Genomic DNA, 16647 nt, shown 5'->3' on the forward strand with positions numbered 1-16647 from the left:
CCATGACACCGGCCGAACGCGTCGAGGCCGCCTACGACCGCATCAAGTCGGCCGACCGCCCCGAGATCTGGATCCACCTCAGGCCCCGCGACGAAGTACTCGCCGAAGCGGCCCGGATCCACCCGGCGCTGCCACTGGCCGGCCTGACCGCGGCCGTCAAGGACAACATCGATGTGGCCGGCCTGCCCACGACCGCGGGCGCGCCCTCGTACGCCTACCGGCCGGACGCCGACGCGCCCGCGGTGGCACGGCTGCGCGCGGCCGGCGCGGTAGTGCTCGGGAAGACGAACCTGGACCAGTTCGCCACCGGCCTGGTAGGCACCCGCAGCCCCTACGGCGCGGTACGCAACGCCTGGGACCCGGCCCGCATCTCCGGCGGGTCGTCCTCCGGCTCCGCCGTCGCGGTCGCGCTGGGCATCGCCGACATCGCGCTCGGCACCGACACGGCCGGCTCCGGGCGGGTGCCCGCCGCCCTCAACGGCATCGTCGGGGTGAAGCCCACCAAGGGTCTGGTGCCCGTGACCGGGGCGGTCCCCGCCTGCTACACCCTCGACTGCGTGACCGTGTTCGCCCGCGACCTGCGGCTCGCCCGCATCGCCGCGGAGATCGTTGAGGGCCCCCACCCGGCCGACCCGCTCTCCCGCACCGGCACCCAGCTTCCGCCGCCACCCGCGCGCCCCAGGGTTGCCGTCCCGGCTCCGCAGCACCTGGAGAGCATGGCCGACGGCTGGCGCGAGGCCTTCGACGCCGCGGTCACCCGCCTGGCGAGCACCGGGGTGGAGATCGTCGAGATCGACGTCACCCCGCTGCTCCAGGCCGCGCAGCTGCTGTACGGCGGCGCGTTCGTCGCCGAGCGGTACGCCGCCGTGGGCGAGCACCTGGACAAGCACCGCCACCTGATCGGTACGGACCTCGACCCGAGCGTCGCCTCCATCGTGCTGGCCGGCCGGGAGAAGACCGCCGCCGACTGGGCCGCCGACACCGCCCGGCTCGCCGCCCTCGGCGCCGCAGGACACGCGGCCCTCGACGGCTGCTCGGCGCTCCTCACCCCGACCACCACCTGGCACCCAACCCTCGAGGAAGTGGCGGCCGACCCGATCGGCGCCAACGCCCGGATGGGACGCTTCACCAACTTCGCCAACCTGCTGGACTACGCCTCGCTCGCCGTTCCCGCCGGGTTCGTGGACGGCCTGCCGTTCGGCGTGATGTTCACCGGCCCGGCCTTCTCCGACCGCGCCCTGGCCGCCTTGGCCGAGCGGTTCGCCAGTCCTCGGCTCGACCTGTTCGTGGTCGGCGCCCACCTCACCGGGCAGCCGCTCAACGCGCAGTTGGTGCAGGCGGGCGGCACGCTGGTGGGCCCGGCCCGCACCGCCGGCGGCTACCGGCTGCACGCCCTGGCCACCGAGCCGCCCAAACCGGGCCTGGTCAGAGTCGCCGAGGGCGGGCCGGACGCCCACGCCGGGACGGGCGGCGACACGCACGCAGGCGGCGGTACGGGAACAGCCATCGAGGGCGAGATCTGGCGGCTGCCGGCCGCAGGGTTCGGGGCGTTGACCGCCGCCGTTCCCGCGCCCATGACCATCGGCACCGTCGAACTGGCCGGCGGGCGCCATGTCAGCGGTTTCCTGGTGGAGCCGTACGCCGTCGAGAACGCGCCCGACATCACCCACTTCGGCGGCTGGCGTGCCTATCTGACGTCCACTTGACCAAAGGCACCAAGGCGGGCACCCACGTGCCGGGAACGGCCGGGTGCCCACCACCAGGAGTGGCAGGATGGGCCCATGACGACGACGCGTCCCCGCCAAGGAAGACCCCGGCACACGCCGCCGTCCGACCCTCGCACCTCTGCCCGGGAACAGATCCTCGACGCCGCCGGAGCGCTCTTCGTCGAACGCGGCATCGCCGCCACCAGCACCCGCATGATCGCCGAGCGGGTGGGCATCAGGCAGGCCTCGCTCTACTACCACTTCACCACCAAGGACGAGATCCTCGCCGAGCTGCTGGCCACCTCCGTGCGGCCAAGCCTGGAGATGGTGGAGCGGATCCAGGCACCGGTGCCCGAGCGGGCGAGAGCGGCCGCAGCGCTCTACGCGGTGGCCGCGACGGACGTACGCACCCTGGCCCGCACCCCGTACAACATCGGCACGCTCTACCTACTGCCGGAAGTACGGGCCGAACGATTCGACGCCTTCCGCGCCGAACGGGGCCGGCTGCAGAAAAGCTACGGCACTCTCGGCGCCCTGGCGGCAACCGAGAGCGTCGCCGGCAGCCTGCCCGCCGAGCGGCTCGGTCAACTGCTGATCCAGCTGGTGGAGGTCGTCATTCAGATACGGCGTTTCCGTGAACCGGAAGCAGCCGACACCGACGCCATCGCGTCGTCATGCCTGCGGCTGTGCGGACTCAGCGAGTCAGCGGTGACCACCGCCAGGAACGAAGCACACACCCTGCTGAACCACTTGGCATGACCGACGGCTCACCGAACCCATCGCACACAACGCGGACCCAACAGACAGGGCCGGCTCCCCTGCTCCGGCACGCACACAGCCCAGAGCAACTCGGACACGACTCCTCGCCTTCCCCTACGAGCCCCCACCCCCGCGGGGCAGACACGGCACACGTCGCACACGTAAGTGCTGCGCCCGCAGCGCTCATGCATGCGCTCGATCCTGCGGCGCGCGTCTTGCGGGGTTTCCACCAGCAGACGGTTCCACTGACGAATGGCCGGATCCTGGCCAGCGGCCATCAGGACGTCGGCATCGGAGGGGCACCAGGGGCGTAGCTCCAGGCCGCTGGGAAGGCTGAGCGACGGCTGGGCATTCTGGGCCATCCGACCTGCGGGAACGACGGCTGGTATGGGCGAGCTGGAGATCGTCGCGGCATCGTGCCACAGCCCTCGGACGCGCGAACACCCGTTATCCGGTGCCGCCGCCGTCGTAGGAGCGGCCGCACGCTACCGGGTCAAGCCTTCTTGACCACGCTGGACTTGAGATGCAGGGGGCCGAATCCCTCGACCTTGCAGTCGATGTCGTGACCGTCCACGCCGTCGACGAGGCGGATGTTGCGCACCTTGGTGCCCGCCTTGATCCCGGTCGGGCTGCCCTTGACCTTCAAGGCTTGACCGCGGTCACCGTGTCGCCGTCGGCAAGTACGTTGCCGACCGCATCCGTGATCACCCGGTCCCCGGGGTTCCCGCGGGCTCTGCGGATGCCGGTGACCATTCGTGCCCGCACTCCGGGCAGACCAGGAGCGGGCCCATCTCGTAGGCGTACGCACTGGAGCACTCGGGGCAGGGCGGCAGGTTCTCGGTCACTGGGTGTATTTCAGCCGAGAAGCCAGGATGCCCGGCCGGGCGCGGTGAGCACCGATCGGACCGTCCCCTGCCGTTATCGCGCCGTGGTCTCCTGGACTGCGAGCTCGTCGGCGAATCTGCCCAGGCGTTCTGGTGCAACTGTCTTCACGGCATGCCCTCAGGCATCCAGCGGCGGTTACCCGAGGCCCACCGGTTACGAGGAGGATGCAGAACCTCTACGGCCGTCGGAAGGACCACTTCATCGAACCGGTTCGGGGAACCTAGCATCGGCAACACCGGCCAGCAATCCCCTGGACTGGAAGAAATCCGCACCTTCCGCGGGGTGCGAAAAAATGCCGCCGAAGGCGTTGACAGGCATTCGGCCAGTTCCTACGTTCACTTCATGCGAACCGGTTCGACGACCGGCTCCCGATCAAAGCCCCACCCACACCCCCTCGCGGCTGGCGAGCACTCCCTCCACCGAGGAGTCGAACCGGTTCGAGCAAGGAGCCACCTGTGAACATCGGTGAGATCGCCCGCCGGGCCGGTGTCTCGCGCAGCACCGTGTCCTACGCGCTGAGTGGCAAGCGCCCTGTCTCGGACGACACACGCCGGAAGATCCAGGAAGTCATCGACGAGCTGGGCTACCAACCCAACGCCAGTGCGCGTGCCCTGGCCAACGGCCGGACCAACACGGTCGGCCTGGTCTTCCCGCCGGCAGGCAACCACTACACCGGCATGCAGCTGGACTTCATCGGCAGCGTGGTGGAGGCCGCCGCGGCCTACGACTACGACGTGCTGCTCTCCCCGAGCGGTGTCGACAGCGACCGTTCCTTCCAGCGGTTGCTGGGGGAGCGCCGCGTCGATGGCGCGATCCTCATGGAGATCAGGCTGGCGGACGACCGGGTCGATCACCTGACCGAGTTGGACTTCCCCGCCGTCGCAATCGGCCGTACCGCCCGCCCGGAGGGCAGTTGGTGGGTGAGCCTGGACCACACCGCCCTGGCGGCGGCCTGTGTCCACCACTTGGCGGATCTCGGCCACCGCAGGATCGCCTTCGTCAACCGTCCCGAGCAACTGCTGCGGGCCGGATACGAGTCCGCGCACCGCGGCCTGGACGGCTTCACGAAGGCCGCTGCCGAGCGCGGGCTGACGGTCCGCACGTACTGCTGTGGGGACGACGCGGCGTCGGGCCAGGCGTGCCTGGAGCGGATCCTGCACGACGACCCGGCGACCACAGGCCTTGTCACGCTGAACGAGGCTGCGCTGGGCGGTCTGTACCGAGGGCTCGCCCGGGCGGGCCGCCATGTGCCTCGCGACTTCTCCGTCACCGGGGTCGTGGCCGCCCGGTGGGCGGAGACGGTGACCCCGCAGCTCACCGCGGCGGACGTACCGGCGGAGGAGATGGGCAGACATGCCGTTGCTCTTCTCGTCGAACGGCTCGACCATCCCGATGCGCCCCCTCGGCACCTTCTCCTCGTGCCTCCGATCTCCTTGAGGGCCAGCACCGGGCCGACCGGATCCGGTACCACGCCCTGACCGCACCCGCGTAGCTCCGCACCGACGCCCGAACCGCCGACCGCGCCGTGCGCCGTTCCCGCCTGCCCTCACCACCCCGTGCCTCGGCATTCGCATGGCCAAAACAAAGGAACCTTCGCGATGAACAGCTCCTTCAGACAGCGCCGTCTGACCGCCGCGGCCGTGACCGCCCTGGCCGTTGCCGTCAGCGCCACCGCCTGCTCCTCCGGCTCCGGAAGCGGCGACACCAAGAGCGTCGGCAACGGTACGTACACCATCTGGGACCCCTACCCGCAGTTCGCCAAGAGCTCGGACTGGGCGAAGCTGCTGGACCAGTGCGGTGCCAAGGCCGGAGTGAAGATCAAGCGGACTGGCTTCGACACCAGCGACCTGGGTAGCAAGACACTCCTGGCCGCGCAGCAGGGCAACTCCCCGGACGTCCTCATCGTCGACAACCCGGTGGTGTCGACGTTGGCCGAGGCCGGCGTGCTGACCACAACCGACGAGAACAAGTTGGACACGTCGAAGGTCGACGCCAACCTCCTCGCGGCCGGCCAGTCGGGCGGCAAGACGTACGGCACCCCGATCGGCGCCAACACCCTGGCCCTCTACTACAACAAGGCGGTGCTGAAGAAGGCCGGCGTGGACATCGCCTCGGTCAAGGACTGGAAGTCGCTGACGGCGGCGCTGGCGAAGGTCAAGACAGCGGGCAAGAAGGGCATCACCTTCTCGGCTATCGGCACGGAGGAGGGCAGCTTCCAGTTCCTGCCCTGGTTCTGGGGCGCGGGCGCCAAGCTGACCGCACTCGACTCCTCCCAGGCCGTGTCTGCCCTCTCCCTCTGGAAGGACTGGCTGAAGAACGGCTACGCCCCCAACTCGGTGCTCAACAACACCCAGACCACCAGCTGGCAGGAGTTCGCCACCGGTGACTACGCGTTCAGCGAGAACGGCACGTGGCAGCTCGCGAACGCCAAGAAGGCCGGCTTCGAGTACGGAGTCCTGCCCATCCCCGGCGCAACCGGAGGCAATGCATCGGCCCCGACCGGCGGCGAGTTCGTGACCGTCCCGGTCCAGAAGGACACCGGCCGATACACCACCTCCCAGAAACTGGAGACCTGCCTGACCAGCGGCGACAACCTCTACAACACCGACACCACGCTGTCCTACGTGGCCCCCACTAGCGAGGTCCAGGACAAGCAGGTGGCCGCCAACGCCGAGCTGAAGCCGTGGGTCGACGCGGTCAAGGCGGCCAAGGGCCGCACCAGTGACGACCTGGGCACCAGGTATCCGAAGATCTCCGAGCAGATGTGGAAGGCCGTCCAGTCCGCCCTCAGCGGTTCCAAGTCGCCCACGGACGCGCTGTCCGAGGCCCAGTCCGCAGCCAAGTAGGCTGACTTCAAGGGTCGTTGATGAATCCCACGACAAAGCTCCAAGCCCACCGGCCTACGGGCGTCCGGAGCGGGGCGGCGGCCGCCGCCCCGCCCCCGGGCCGTAGCGCGAAACGCCGAATCACCTCCACCCAGTGGGCCGCCTGGGCCTTCCTCGCCCCGGCGACCGTCTACCTCGCCCTCTTCTACGCCTATCCCCTCTACCGCAACCTCGACCTGAGTCTGCGCGACTACACCGTTCGCTCCTTCGTCCAGGGCGATGCGCCGTTCACGGGCCTGGCGAACTACCGCAAGGTCTTCGCCGACCCGACCTTCGCCCCGGCCCTGCTGCACACCGCGGTCTTCACGGCCGTGTGCCTGGTCTTCCAGTACGCCATCGGGCTCGCGCTCGCGGTCTTCTTCAACCAGCACTTCCGGCTCTCCGCCACTTTGCGCGCCCTGTTCCTCGTGCCGTGGCTGCTGCCGCTGATCGTTTCGGCCTCCACATGGTCGTGGATGCTGAGCAGCGAGTCGGGTGTCGTCAACGCCGCCCTGCATGCCGTCGGCATCGGCCCGGTGAACTGGCTGACCTCGCCGTCCTGGTCGCTGACCTCGGTGATCATCGCGAACATCTGGATCGGTGTCCCCTTCAACCTGGTCGTCCTCTACAGCGGTCTGCAGTCCATCCCCGCGAGCCTGTACGAGGCCGCCGCCATCGACGGGGCTAACGCTTGGCAGCGTTTCTGGCGCGTCACGTTCCCGCTGCTGCGTCCGGTGTCCGCGATCACCCTTCTCCTGGGGCTGGTTTACACCCTCAAGGTCTTCGACATCATCTGGATCATGACCAAGGGCGGTCCAGCGGACTCGTCCACCACCTTCGCCACCTGGTCCTATCAGCTCGGCTTCGGCAACCTGCTGCCAGCCTTCGGCCCAGGCGCGGCCGTCGGCAACCTGCTGGTGGTCGCAGCCCTGGTCTTCGGCCTTGTCTACGTCCGGGTGCAGAGAAAGCAGGGGCTGTCATGAGCCGAAGCCGAAGCCGAAGCCGAAGCCGAAGCCGAAGCCGTAGGTGGGTGAAGACCACGATCGGCGTCCTGCTGACCGGGGTCATGCTCTTCCCGGTCTACTGGATGATCAATGTGTCCTTCACCCGTGACCAGGACATGCGCAAGAGCCCGCCCGACCTGTTCCCCGTCCACGGCACCCTCGCCGGCTACCGCACCGTCCTCGACGAGCAACTGCCCTACCTCGGCACCAGCCTCGTCATCGGACTGGGCGCCGTTGTACTGACCGTCGCCCTGTCCGCGCCCGCCGGTTATGCGCTCGCCAAGCTGCGCCCGCGCGGCGGCGGCGTGCTGAGCTTCGTCTTGCTGGCCGCGCAGATGATACCCGGCATCATCATGGCGATGGGCTTCTACGCCATCTACCTCCAGCTGGGCCTGCTTCAGTCCGTGCCCGGCCTGATCGTCGCTGACTCCACCCTGGCCGTCCCCTTCGCCGTACTCATCTTCACCGCGTTCATGACCGGCATCCCCGGCGAACTCCTCCAGGCCGCGAGGACCGACGGAGCCGGGCCACTGCGCACCTTCTGGTCCATCGTCCTGCCGATCAGCCGCAACGCGGTCGTCACGGTCTCCCTGTTCGCGTTCCTTTGGTCCTGGTCCGACTTCATCTTCGCCAGCACCCTGGTCAACGGAGGCGCACACGAGCCGATCACGCTCGGCATCTACCACTACATCGGCAACAACAACCAGGAATGGAACGCCATCATGGCGACCGCCGTGGTGGCCTCACTGCCGGCTGCGGTCATCCTCGTCCTCGCCCAGCGCTATGTCGCCGCCGGTGTGACCGCCGGTGCTGTCAAGGACTGAGTTCCCCCCAACTCCGGCGGCTGACCCGACGAGGCGTCAGCCTGCGTCGCCCCTGCCCCAGAAATGAGTCACGCCACATGACCGCCGCCCCCGGCCCGGCCTATTCCGTCCACGACATCCCCTTCAGCACCTTCGGATCCTGGTTCGATATCTCGCCCGTGGTCGCGGAGAAGACGTACGCCGAGGACCTCCACCTTGTCTCGCACCAGAACGGCATGCACGCGGTGCTGCGCCTTGTGCCACTCGACGCCGCGACTGGCGGCCGCGCTGAGACTCGTGTCGAGGCGACGCCGGGTCTGCTCAGCTGGATCAGCGACGGCGGACGCGTCGAGCTCGCGTATGAGTCCCCGGACACCGTACGGCTGCGGGGGAACGGACCGGGCTTCGGAGTCTTCGCCGCCGCACGGACCCTCACCCCATTCAGTGGCACGTACTTCTTCCACGACGCGGCGGCGGGCGCCCATGTGTTCACGTCGTACGAGACCGGTCGCCGCTACCGCGTGACGCTGTTGTCCGGAACCATCGCGGAAGAGGCCGGAGACCAGGCCCTCGGCAGCGCCGACCGCGGTCTTGCCGTGGCCGCGGACGCCGTCGGGGCGTGGGAGATCGCGATCGAAGAACTCGACACCGCCCGCCCGCCGTACAGATCCGCGGCGACCTTCGACGACATCGTGGAGTTTGCGCGGGACGGGTTCGCGGAGTTCGTCGACGCGGTTGCCCCGTGGCGCTCGTCCGCCACCCCGGCTGCCGAACTCGCCGCCTACGTTCTCTGGTCGGCGACCGTACGCCCGACCGGTCTCGTCACCCGGCCCGGCGTACTGATGTCTAAGCACTGGATGGACAAGGTCTGGAGCTGGGACCACTGCTTCAACGCGCTTGCCCTGGCACCGGGTGCCCCGGAGCTCGCGCTGGACCAGTTCCACCTGCCTTTCGACCACCAGGACGACAGCGGAGCCCTGCCCGACTCGGTCACCCACTCCGAGGTTCTCCGCAACTTCGTCAAGCCGCCTATCCACGGCTGGGCCTTCGGCCACCTGCGCCGCCGTCTGCCGACGCCCCTCACCGGGGCTGAACTGATGGAGGCATATGACCGGTTGGCACGCTGGACCGACTTCTGGCTCACCGCCCGCCGCGCCCCCGGCGTCGAACTTCCCTACTACCAGCATGGCAACGACAGCGGCTGGGACAACGCCACCACCTTCGACCCCGAGCGGATGGTCGTCACCGCGGACCTTGCCGCCTTCCTCGTTCTCCAGCTGCGTGAACTCGCATCTCTGGCCGAGGAATTGGATAGGCCGCACGAGGTGAGCCGGTGGACTCGGGTGGCCGAGGAGATACAGACGGCGCTACTGGACCAGCTCTGGACCGGCGACCAGTTCATCGCCCAAGGCGCCGGGACCGGGGACACCTGGAGTAGCGACAGCCTCCTCGACCTCATGCCCATCGCGCTGGGCGAGCACCTGCCCGCCCCGGTCAGCAGCACACTGGCCGACCGCATCAAGGCCCACCTAACCCCGTACGGCCTGGCCACCGAGCTGACCACCTCACCGCACTACCTCGCCGACGGTTATTGGCGCGGCCCGATCTGGGCCCCCGCCACCGTCCTCGTCGAGGACGGCCTGCGCCGCGCCGGTCATCAGCGCCTCGCTGACGACATCAGTGCCCGCTTCCGCGCCTTGTGCGAGACCCACGGCTTCGCCGAGAATTTCGACGCCCTCACCGGAACGGGCCTGCGCGACCGCGCCTACACCTGGACCGCCAGCAGCTACCTCCTTCTGGCCGAGGCACACACGCACCGAGACGGCCACTGACCGGCCGCCGCCCGCACAAGCCCCGGAGCCCCTATTTTCTCGGACACGTCTTCTCCGCGGTGGTGGACGAGGTCAAGAGTTGGTTCATCTCGCCGGCAGCGGACGAGGATGTCCCCTTGACTGCCGACGCATCGGTTGCGGATGCGTGGGGTCCCTGTGAGTGCGGCTCGGGGATGGTGTTCCTGAAGGCTCCCACGCTGTCAGACGTGAGGCAGGAGTTCGGCAAGCGGTGGAGCGGGAGCGACCCCGACTACTACAAGAAGTCCTCCTACGACGCCCGCTGTGAAGCGGAGCCGGTCAACTTTGTGATCGTGAACCTGGAGTAAGACGGGCCATGCGGTCCGTGTGGCGATCAGGTAGAGCAGGCCCACGAGCATATGCACCCAGCGTGCCCCTACCGGCACGGAGGAGCATCGTCCCTGTTTAGAGGCGTACCACAGGTGCCGGTGTCCGGGCTGCCCAGTCACAGACGGCTGCAACACTCACGGGGTGGCGAAGCCGATCTCTCAGTAGGCGTAGGAGCCGGAGGCGGCTACCGAACCTTCTGCCTCACAAGGCGTGAACGCAGACGCGAAACTTCCCCTACCTGATTGAGGCCACCGAACCGGCTATCCCGGTCCCGCTTGCCGGCGTTGGTGGGCGGCCCCCGGCCTGGCCGGCTTCACGGAAGAGAACTGCTGCTGCCCTGGCTCGCGACGCCTAGCATGTAAAAGAGGCATCCGTGCGTCGAGGCGAGACAGTATGGCGGAACCGGAGATCGACTACACGGCGGTGTTCCAGGCCCTTCCCGGGGCGGTGGCACTCCTGACCCCGCAGTTGGTCTATGCGGACGTGAACGAGGAATGGCTACACGCACTCGGCCGCACTCGTGAGCAAGCAATCGGTCACTACCTGCGCGACCATTTCGCGGACAGCCCGAACCGCACCGGCGCAGCTGTGGTGCGCAATGTCCAGGCGTCACTACGCCGGGTCGCGGAAACCGGTAAGCGCGAGGCCATGGAGGTGCAGCGGTTCGACCCGGGGGACCCCGGCGGGCCCGGGGTGGGAGACGCGCGCTACTGGAGCATGACCAACATTCCCATCTTCGGTTCGGATGGGCGGTTGGTTCTGCTACTGCACCGGGTGGAGGAGGTCACCGAGCTCATCCACGCCCGCGCGGTCGCGCTGAGTTTGCAAGAGGCGATGCTGCCGGCTCCCCGCCCGGTTGGGCGCCATCCGGTGGCCGTACGCTACCGCCCCGCCATCAGCGCGCTTGACGTAGGCGGCGACTGGTACGACTTGGTCGATCTGCCCGGTGATCGCCTCAGAATCGCGGTGGGCGACGTTGTCGGGCACGGGCTGTCCGCAGCCGGCGTCATGGGGCAACTGCGCAGCGCGCTGAGTGCCGCCTCCCGCGTCGCCGACGGTCCCGCCCGGGCCCTGGAAGTCCTCGAACTGTACGCTCGCTCCGTCCCCGGTGCTGAGAACGCCACAGTGGCCAGCGCGTTCGTCGACTGGCACGCCCACGACATCACCTACAGCAGCGCTGGTCACCTACCGCCTGCACTTCTGCACGGTGACGGCACCGTCGAGTTCCTGGACCAGGCGACCGCCCCTCCACTCGGTGCCAGCCCGGAACACACCCCCTGGTCGCAGGCCACCATGCCCTTCAGCGAGGGCGAATCCCTCGCGTTGTTCACCGACGGCTTGGTCGAACGCCGACGCGAAGACATCGACACTGGCGTGGCGCGGCTCGCTAGCTCCCTAACTCGCCACCAGACAGCCGCCGACCCCGAAATCCTCGCCGACGCCGTGATGGCCGACTTGCTCCCGCCCGAAGGCGTCACCGACGACACCGCCCTCGTCATCGTGCGCCTCTGAACCGGGCCGCAGATCGACAGGCCCCAAGGCGGCGAGCGTGAAGGCCCGCCAGCAGCCGGAGGGGCGCTCCGCTCAGCGCAACGGCTAGGCCTCGTCTAAGAGCTTGTCTCACGTGGCGTCAGGTTGATGCGGCATGATGCTTTGTCATGGGTGTTGGGCTGTCACAGCGGTTGGTTCCTGACGGACTCTGGTCGCTGGTTGATCCGTTGCTGCCGTCGTTCTCCGCGCGTCCGCAGGGAGGAGGGACAGCTCCGTTCGACGAGCGGGCCGTGTTCACGGCCGTGGTCTACGTGCTGACCAGTGGTTGCGCATGGCGGCATCTACCCGAGACTTTCGGCGTATCGCCGGCCACCGCGCATCGCCGGTTCTCTGCGTGGACCGAAGCGGGACTGTGGCGGCGACTGCACCTGGCCGTGCTGGACGAGCTCGGCAGTCGAGGTGAGTTGGACTGGACCTCCGCCATCGTGGACGCGGCCTCCGTCCGCGCAAAAAGGGGGGATCGCTGACCGGGCGCAATCCGGTCGACCGCGGCAAGAAGGGCAGCAAACTGCACGTCCTGGCCGATGCCCAGGGCTTACCCCTCGCGCTCGGTGTCTCCGCCGCCAACGTCCACGACAGCCAGGCGCTACTGCCGCTGGTCCTGGGCATCCCCGCCATTCGTTCACGACGCGGCCCACGAAGGCGCCGACCTGGCAGGATCCGCGCAGACAAGGCCTACCACTCCGCCGATCGACTGGCCTGGCTGCGCAGCCGCGGCATCGTCCCGCGTATCGCCAGGCCCGGCATCGAATCCAGCGAGCACCTCGGCCGGCATCGCTGGAAGATCGAACGATCAATCTCCTGGCTCTTCGGCTACCGCCGACTCACCGTCCGATACGAGCGAAAGGGAAGCCACTTCCTGGCCTTCCTCGGTCTCGCAGCGGCCCTGACCTGCTACAAGAAACTCGCGAAACTCACCACGTGAGACAAGCTCTAAGAGTTCTCCTTGTGCCGCTGCCTGCAACTCGTCGTACTCGGCGTGAATGCGCCAGAGGTACGAGCTCCGTCGGAAGTGCGTTTGAATGCCCTCTACTCGGTTTCGATCTGACGGCCCGTAATGCACCTCCGGGAACACTCCCGTTGACATTTTCCGCGGCAACCGGCGGCCTTGCCATCACACCGTCTCAACCAGGCCAGCCATACCCGGGTCCACCGATCTTACGAATGATCAGTTCAGACCCACGACTTGAAAGGTAGGGGCCCGCCAGGCACCACGAAGGTCACCACCAGCGAGCCCGCCCGGTGTACCAAGTGCGGTCGGCAGCTCCGGAAGTCCTGGAAGAGCGCATTACCCACGACCGTTCATGATCGCGGTTGTGGTGACCCTCCGTGGCTCCGGCACTGAAAGTGATCCAGAACCACTTTCAGCCGTCGCCGACAACCCTCCGGGGCACTCGCGACTACGGCGACGCCGGCACCTGCCGCAGGACCGTTTTCGCTTGGCTGGTCCGCTACAACACCTGCCGCCGGCACTCCGCCAACGGCCACCTCAGTCCCAACGCATTCGAACGCCGACACCACACCGTGAAACTCACGCTCACCGCGTGATCAATAACCGCATGCCCACCTTTACGGCGGAAGGCCCGGCTTCGAAGATGCTGGGTTCGAATAGCTACGCTGGTTCCGCAAGCTGAAGGAGGCTGGGATCTGTATGGGTGACGGGCACGGACCCGGACGGTCTGAGCAGGCGGACCCGCTCGGAGGCGACTGGGAGAGGCACCGGCCCGCGGTTTTCGGTGTGGCATACCGGCTGCTGGGGAGCGTGGCCGATGCCGAGGATGTGACCCAGGACGTGTGGCTGCGTGCGGCCGGAGCGGATCTGCAGGACATCGGTGACCTGCATGCCTGGCTTGTGACGGTGGCCGCGCGACGGTCGTACGACGTTCTCAAGAGTGCCCGTTTCCGCCGGGAGACCTACGTCGGGCCGTGGCTGCCGGAGCCGTTGCTGACAGGGCCGGACGCATCGCAGCCGGTACTGGTCGATGAGTCCGTCAGTTCGGCGATGCTCCTGGTCATGGAAGAGTTGAGTCCGCCGGAACGGGTGGCCTTTGTCCTGCACGATGTCTTCGAACTTGAGTTCGGACGGATCGCCGAAGTGCTGGACGTCTCCGTGCCGAATGCTCGGCAGCTCGCCTCGCGAGCACGTCGGCGGGTGGCCAAAGCGAAGCAGTCCACGCCGCAGGCGTCGAAGGCGGAGCGCGAACGCATCCTCACGGTCTTCCGCGCCGCGTACGAGGCCGGGGATCTGGCCGGCCTGGTCAGGCTGCTGCATCCCGACGCCGTCTACGTCACGGACGGCGGCGGCAAGATCTCCGCGGCGCGCAAGCTCATCCACGGCGGCGAACGCGTCGCCGAGGTCATGGTGCGTGTGGGGCGCCAGTGGCATCCGGACCGCATTGACTTTGCCGAGGTCGGCGGCGAGCTCGCCCTCGTGTTCCACCAGGAAGGCCGGGTCTACTCCGTCGACACGGTGCAGATCACAGATGGTCTGATCACCGCGTACCGCAGGGTCGTCAATCCCGACAAGCTCATGCGCGTCTGAGTTGTCACACCCGGAGGGGCTGCCTCGTCTGCCTGATGAGAACGAGAAACGGGCGACGAACGAATACGCGAGCGTGCTGCGCGCTCAGGTCGCCCCTCCCCAGTAAGGACCTGTATGCAAGCCATCACTGTGCAAGATCGTGACGCCGGTCTTGCCGGGATGTCCCTGACGGACATCCCCTACCCCCATGCGGCTGAGAACGACGTCATCGTCCGGGTGCACGCCGCCGGCTTCACCCTTGGCGAGCTGGACTGGCCCGCCACGTGGACCGATCGCGCCGGCCGCGACCGGACGCCGAGCGTGCCCGGGCACGAGCTGTCCGGTGTCGTGGTAGAGCTGGGGTACGGCACCACCGGACTGAGCGTGGGACAGCGGGTGTTCGGCCTGGCCGACTGGACCCGTGACGGCACGCTCGCCCAGTACACCGCGGTAGAGGCCCGCAACGTCGCCCCGCTGCCGGCGGACATCGACCACACCGTGGCAGCCGCGCTGCCGATCTCCGGGCTGACCGCCTGGCAGGGCCTGTTCGACCATGGCCGCCTCACCACAGGCCAGACCGTGCTGATCCATGGCGCCGCGGGCGGCGTCGGCTCGATCGCCGTACAGCTCGCCCGCGAGGCCGGCGCCCGCGTCATCGGCACCGGCCGGGCCTCCGGCCGGGACAGGGCACTCGCACTCGGTGTCGACACCTTCATCGACCTGCAGACCGAGAAGCTGGAGGACGCCGGAGAGGCCGACGTCGTGTTCGACACGATCGGCGGGGACATTCTCGACCGCTCGGCCGCCCTGGTCCGGGCCGGCGGCACACTGGTCACCATCGTCATGCCGCCCAAAGTCCAGCCTCAGGACGGACGGGCAGTCTTCTTCGTCGTCGAGCCCGACCGCGCCCGGCTCGCCGATCTCGCCGTACGGCTGAGGGACGGCCGGCTCAAGCCGGTCGTCGGTGCAGTGCGGCCGCTCGCCGAGGCACCCGACGCCCTCGCCCCTGGCAAACACACCCCGGGCAAGACGATCATCCGCGTCACGGAAGACTGAGTCAGGAGCCCCATCGTGATCGGAATGCGAATCGCCGCCGGCCTCCTGGCTGTCACCGCGCTGACCGCGGCCACGGCCTGCTCGACCTCCGACCAGCCCGCCCACGCCGAGGCACCTGCAGCGGCCGCGGCATCGAAACCCTCCGAAACCCTCACACCGCTGCTCCAGCACGCCCTTCCGAATGTGAAAGGCAAGACGTTCACCTCAGCAGTCGTCGCCTTTCCACCCAACATAAGCGCACTGCCCCACCGGCACGGCCAGGCATTCGTCTACGCCTACGTCCTCGAAGGCACCGTGCGCAGCAAGGTCGACGACAAGCCTGTCACCACCTACCACCAGGGCGAAAACTGGATCGAGCAGCCGGGCGCCCACCACGTCCTCACCGAGAACCCCAGCCGGACCAAGCCGGCCAAGCTCCTGGTCGTCTTCGTCTCCAACACCGGAGACAAGCTCAAGGTCGACGACCCGAAGTCATAGCCCAGCGCACGCAGCTGGCAGCAACACCCACGATCTCTGCCGCTGCCTGCCCGCACAACACGCGCTACCAAGACGCCCGAAAAACACGGCCAAGGCACACGAACGGATCGAAGGAACCATGACCGACCCACAGCGCATCAACATCGGCGAACAGCATCCGGCTGCCTACAAGACCCTCATCGCCCTGTCCTCGGAGGTGGAAAAGGCCACCGCCGCGGCCGGCCTCAACCCGCTTCTGGTCGAGCTGCTGAAGATCCGCACCTCCCAGATCAACGGCTGCGCGTTCTGCCTGCGCATGCACACCCGCGACGCCCTCAAGAAGGGCGAAAACCCCGACCGGATCGCCGTGCTGCCCGGCTGGGAAGAGACCGGCTACTTCTCCGAAACCGACCGCGCCGCCCTCCGCCTGACCGAGGCGATCACACGCGTACCGGACGGACACGTCAGCGACGAGGACTACAACGCCGCCGCGGCCGTACTCACCGCAGACCAGGTCTCGGCCATCGCCTGGCTGGCAACCGTGATGAACGCCTTCAACCGCGTCGCGATCACCAGCCGGTACTCCGTCGGCAACTGACCTCGACGGCGACACCGACGGCGATACGGGCTGTCGAAGCTTCCACCGCCGTGATGGTGATGGCAATCAGCCGGGGCACTTGTGGCCAGCTGCTCCGGCCTGCACAAGCGCGGAGACATCCGAGGGGCGGTGTGCGCGAAACGGCAGTAGGAGGTTGAGCACCCCCTGTCCATGTGGAAGGTGCCGTATCAGTTGATGTCGGGCCTGGCTAGCGCTAGGGAGTAGGCGGGCGATCCGGCTTTCTGCTGCCGGCAAGCTGGCTGC

At 68.1% G+C, this 16647-nt stretch carries 13 protein-coding genes and 1 pseudogene; 13 read left to right on the plus strand and 1 reads right to left on the minus strand.

Annotation, left to right across the window (positions count from 1 at the left end; translation table 11 throughout):
• Positions 1-2 precede the first annotated feature (2 nt).
• Both atzF and RCR19_RS42625 read left to right on the plus strand, forming a co-directional pair.
• Positions 3-1706, plus strand: a complete 1704-nt coding sequence (gene atzF, locus RCR19_RS42620; RefSeq protein WP_331270594.1) for an allophanate hydrolase — start codon at positions 3-5, stop codon at positions 1704-1706.
• A 75-nt stretch (positions 1707-1781) separates the two neighbouring features.
• Complete coding sequence (locus tag RCR19_RS42625; protein WP_331270478.1) at positions 1782-2465, plus strand: helix-turn-helix domain-containing protein; 684 nt, start codon at positions 1782-1784, stop codon at positions 2463-2465.
• A 493-nt stretch (positions 2466-2958) separates the two neighbouring features.
• Here the strand turns inward: RCR19_RS42625 and RCR19_RS42630 are convergent.
• Positions 2959-3310, minus strand: a pseudogene (locus tag RCR19_RS42630) (zinc ribbon domain-containing protein YjdM).
• Positions 3311-3805: 495 nt separating this feature from the next.
• Here RCR19_RS42630 and RCR19_RS42635 point away from each other — a divergent pair.
• From RCR19_RS42635 to RCR19_RS42685, 11 genes are all read left to right on the plus strand, one after another.
• Positions 3806-4828, plus strand: coding sequence for a LacI family DNA-binding transcriptional regulator (locus RCR19_RS42635; RefSeq protein ID WP_331270479.1), 1023 nt, complete (start codon positions 3806-3808; stop codon positions 4826-4828).
• A gap of 120 nt (positions 4829-4948) precedes the next feature.
• A complete protein-coding gene (locus RCR19_RS42640; RefSeq protein WP_331270480.1) occupies positions 4949-6196 on the plus strand; it encodes an extracellular solute-binding protein in 1248 nt (415 codons plus the stop codon).
• 20 nt (positions 6197-6216) lie between these two features.
• On the plus strand, positions 6217-7197 hold the full coding sequence (locus RCR19_RS42645) for a sugar ABC transporter permease (protein ID WP_331270481.1): 981 nt from the start codon (positions 6217-6219) through the stop codon (positions 7195-7197).
• A complete protein-coding gene (locus RCR19_RS42650) occupies positions 7194-8042 on the plus strand; it encodes a carbohydrate ABC transporter permease (protein ID WP_331270482.1) in 849 nt (282 codons plus the stop codon). Before RCR19_RS42645 ends, RCR19_RS42650 begins: the two co-directional genes overlap by 4 nt.
• Positions 8043-8119: 77 nt before the next feature.
• Complete coding sequence (locus tag RCR19_RS42655) at positions 8120-9853, plus strand: trehalase family glycosidase (RefSeq protein WP_331270483.1); 1734 nt, start codon at positions 8120-8122, stop codon at positions 9851-9853.
• A 741-nt stretch (positions 9854-10594) separates the two neighbouring features.
• Positions 10595-11713 (plus strand): SpoIIE family protein phosphatase, encoded by a 1119-nt coding sequence (locus RCR19_RS42660; RefSeq protein ID WP_331270484.1) that lies wholly within the window; start codon positions 10595-10597, stop codon positions 11711-11713.
• 146 nt (positions 11714-11859) lie between these two features.
• Positions 11860-12677 (plus strand): IS5 family transposase gene (locus RCR19_RS42665; RefSeq protein WP_331270485.1). Its coding sequence is split into 2 segments (ribosomal slippage): positions 11860-12199 and positions 12199-12677, totalling 819 coding nucleotides; the frame shifts between segments, so codons are not numbered across the junction.
• Positions 12678-13403: 726 nt separating this feature from the next.
• Positions 13404-14294, plus strand: a complete 891-nt coding sequence (gene sigJ / locus RCR19_RS42670; protein ID WP_331270486.1) for an RNA polymerase sigma factor SigJ — start codon at positions 13404-13406, stop codon at positions 14292-14294.
• A gap of 114 nt (positions 14295-14408) precedes the next feature.
• Positions 14409-15329: an NADP-dependent oxidoreductase gene (locus RCR19_RS42675; RefSeq protein ID WP_331270487.1), complete on the plus strand. Its 921-nt coding sequence runs from the start codon at positions 14409-14411 to the stop codon at positions 15327-15329.
• A 24-nt stretch (positions 15330-15353) separates the two neighbouring features.
• Complete coding sequence (locus RCR19_RS42680; RefSeq protein ID WP_331270595.1) at positions 15354-15806, plus strand: cupin domain-containing protein; 453 nt, start codon at positions 15354-15356, stop codon at positions 15804-15806.
• A 118-nt stretch (positions 15807-15924) separates the two neighbouring features.
• Positions 15925-16383: a carboxymuconolactone decarboxylase family protein gene (locus RCR19_RS42685; protein ID WP_331270488.1), complete on the plus strand. Its 459-nt coding sequence runs from the start codon at positions 15925-15927 to the stop codon at positions 16381-16383.
• Positions 16384-16647 lie beyond the last annotated feature (264 nt).

Origin of the sequence: Streptomyces sp. WAC07094 (genome assembly GCF_036320405.1) — a bacterium.
Lineage (GTDB): Bacteria > Actinomycetota > Actinomycetes > Streptomycetales > Streptomycetaceae > Streptomyces > Streptomyces lannensis.

Bases quoted from the DNA above. Each gene is read 5' to 3' on its own strand.
- RCR19_RS42660 (WP_331270484.1), top strand. From the start codon at position 10,595: ATGGCGGAACCGGAGATCGACTACACGGCGGTGTTCCAGGCCCTTCCC.
- RCR19_RS42680 (WP_331270595.1), top strand. From the start codon at position 15,354: ATGCGAATCGCCGCCGGCCTCCTGGCTGTCACCGCGCTGACCGCGGCC.
- RCR19_RS42645 (WP_331270481.1), top strand. From the start codon at position 6,217: ATGAATCCCACGACAAAGCTCCAAGCCCACCGGCCTACGGGCGTCCGG.
- sigJ (WP_331270486.1), top strand. From the start codon at position 13,404: ATGGGTGACGGGCACGGACCCGGACGGTCTGAGCAGGCGGACCCGCTC.
- RCR19_RS42675 (WP_331270487.1), top strand. From the start codon at position 14,409: ATGCAAGCCATCACTGTGCAAGATCGTGACGCCGGTCTTGCCGGGATG.
- RCR19_RS42640 (WP_331270480.1), top strand. From the start codon at position 4,949: ATGAACAGCTCCTTCAGACAGCGCCGTCTGACCGCCGCGGCCGTGACC.
- RCR19_RS42655 (WP_331270483.1), top strand. From the start codon at position 8,120: ATGACCGCCGCCCCCGGCCCGGCCTATTCCGTCCACGACATCCCCTTC.
- RCR19_RS42650 (WP_331270482.1), top strand. From the start codon at position 7,194: ATGAGCCGAAGCCGAAGCCGAAGCCGAAGCCGAAGCCGAAGCCGTAGG.
- RCR19_RS42625 (WP_331270478.1), top strand. From the start codon at position 1,782: ATGACGACGACGCGTCCCCGCCAAGGAAGACCCCGGCACACGCCGCCG.
- RCR19_RS42685 (WP_331270488.1), top strand. From the start codon at position 15,925: ATGACCGACCCACAGCGCATCAACATCGGCGAACAGCATCCGGCTGCC.
- atzF (WP_331270594.1), top strand. From the start codon at position 3: ATGACACCGGCCGAACGCGTCGAGGCCGCCTACGACCGCATCAAGTCG.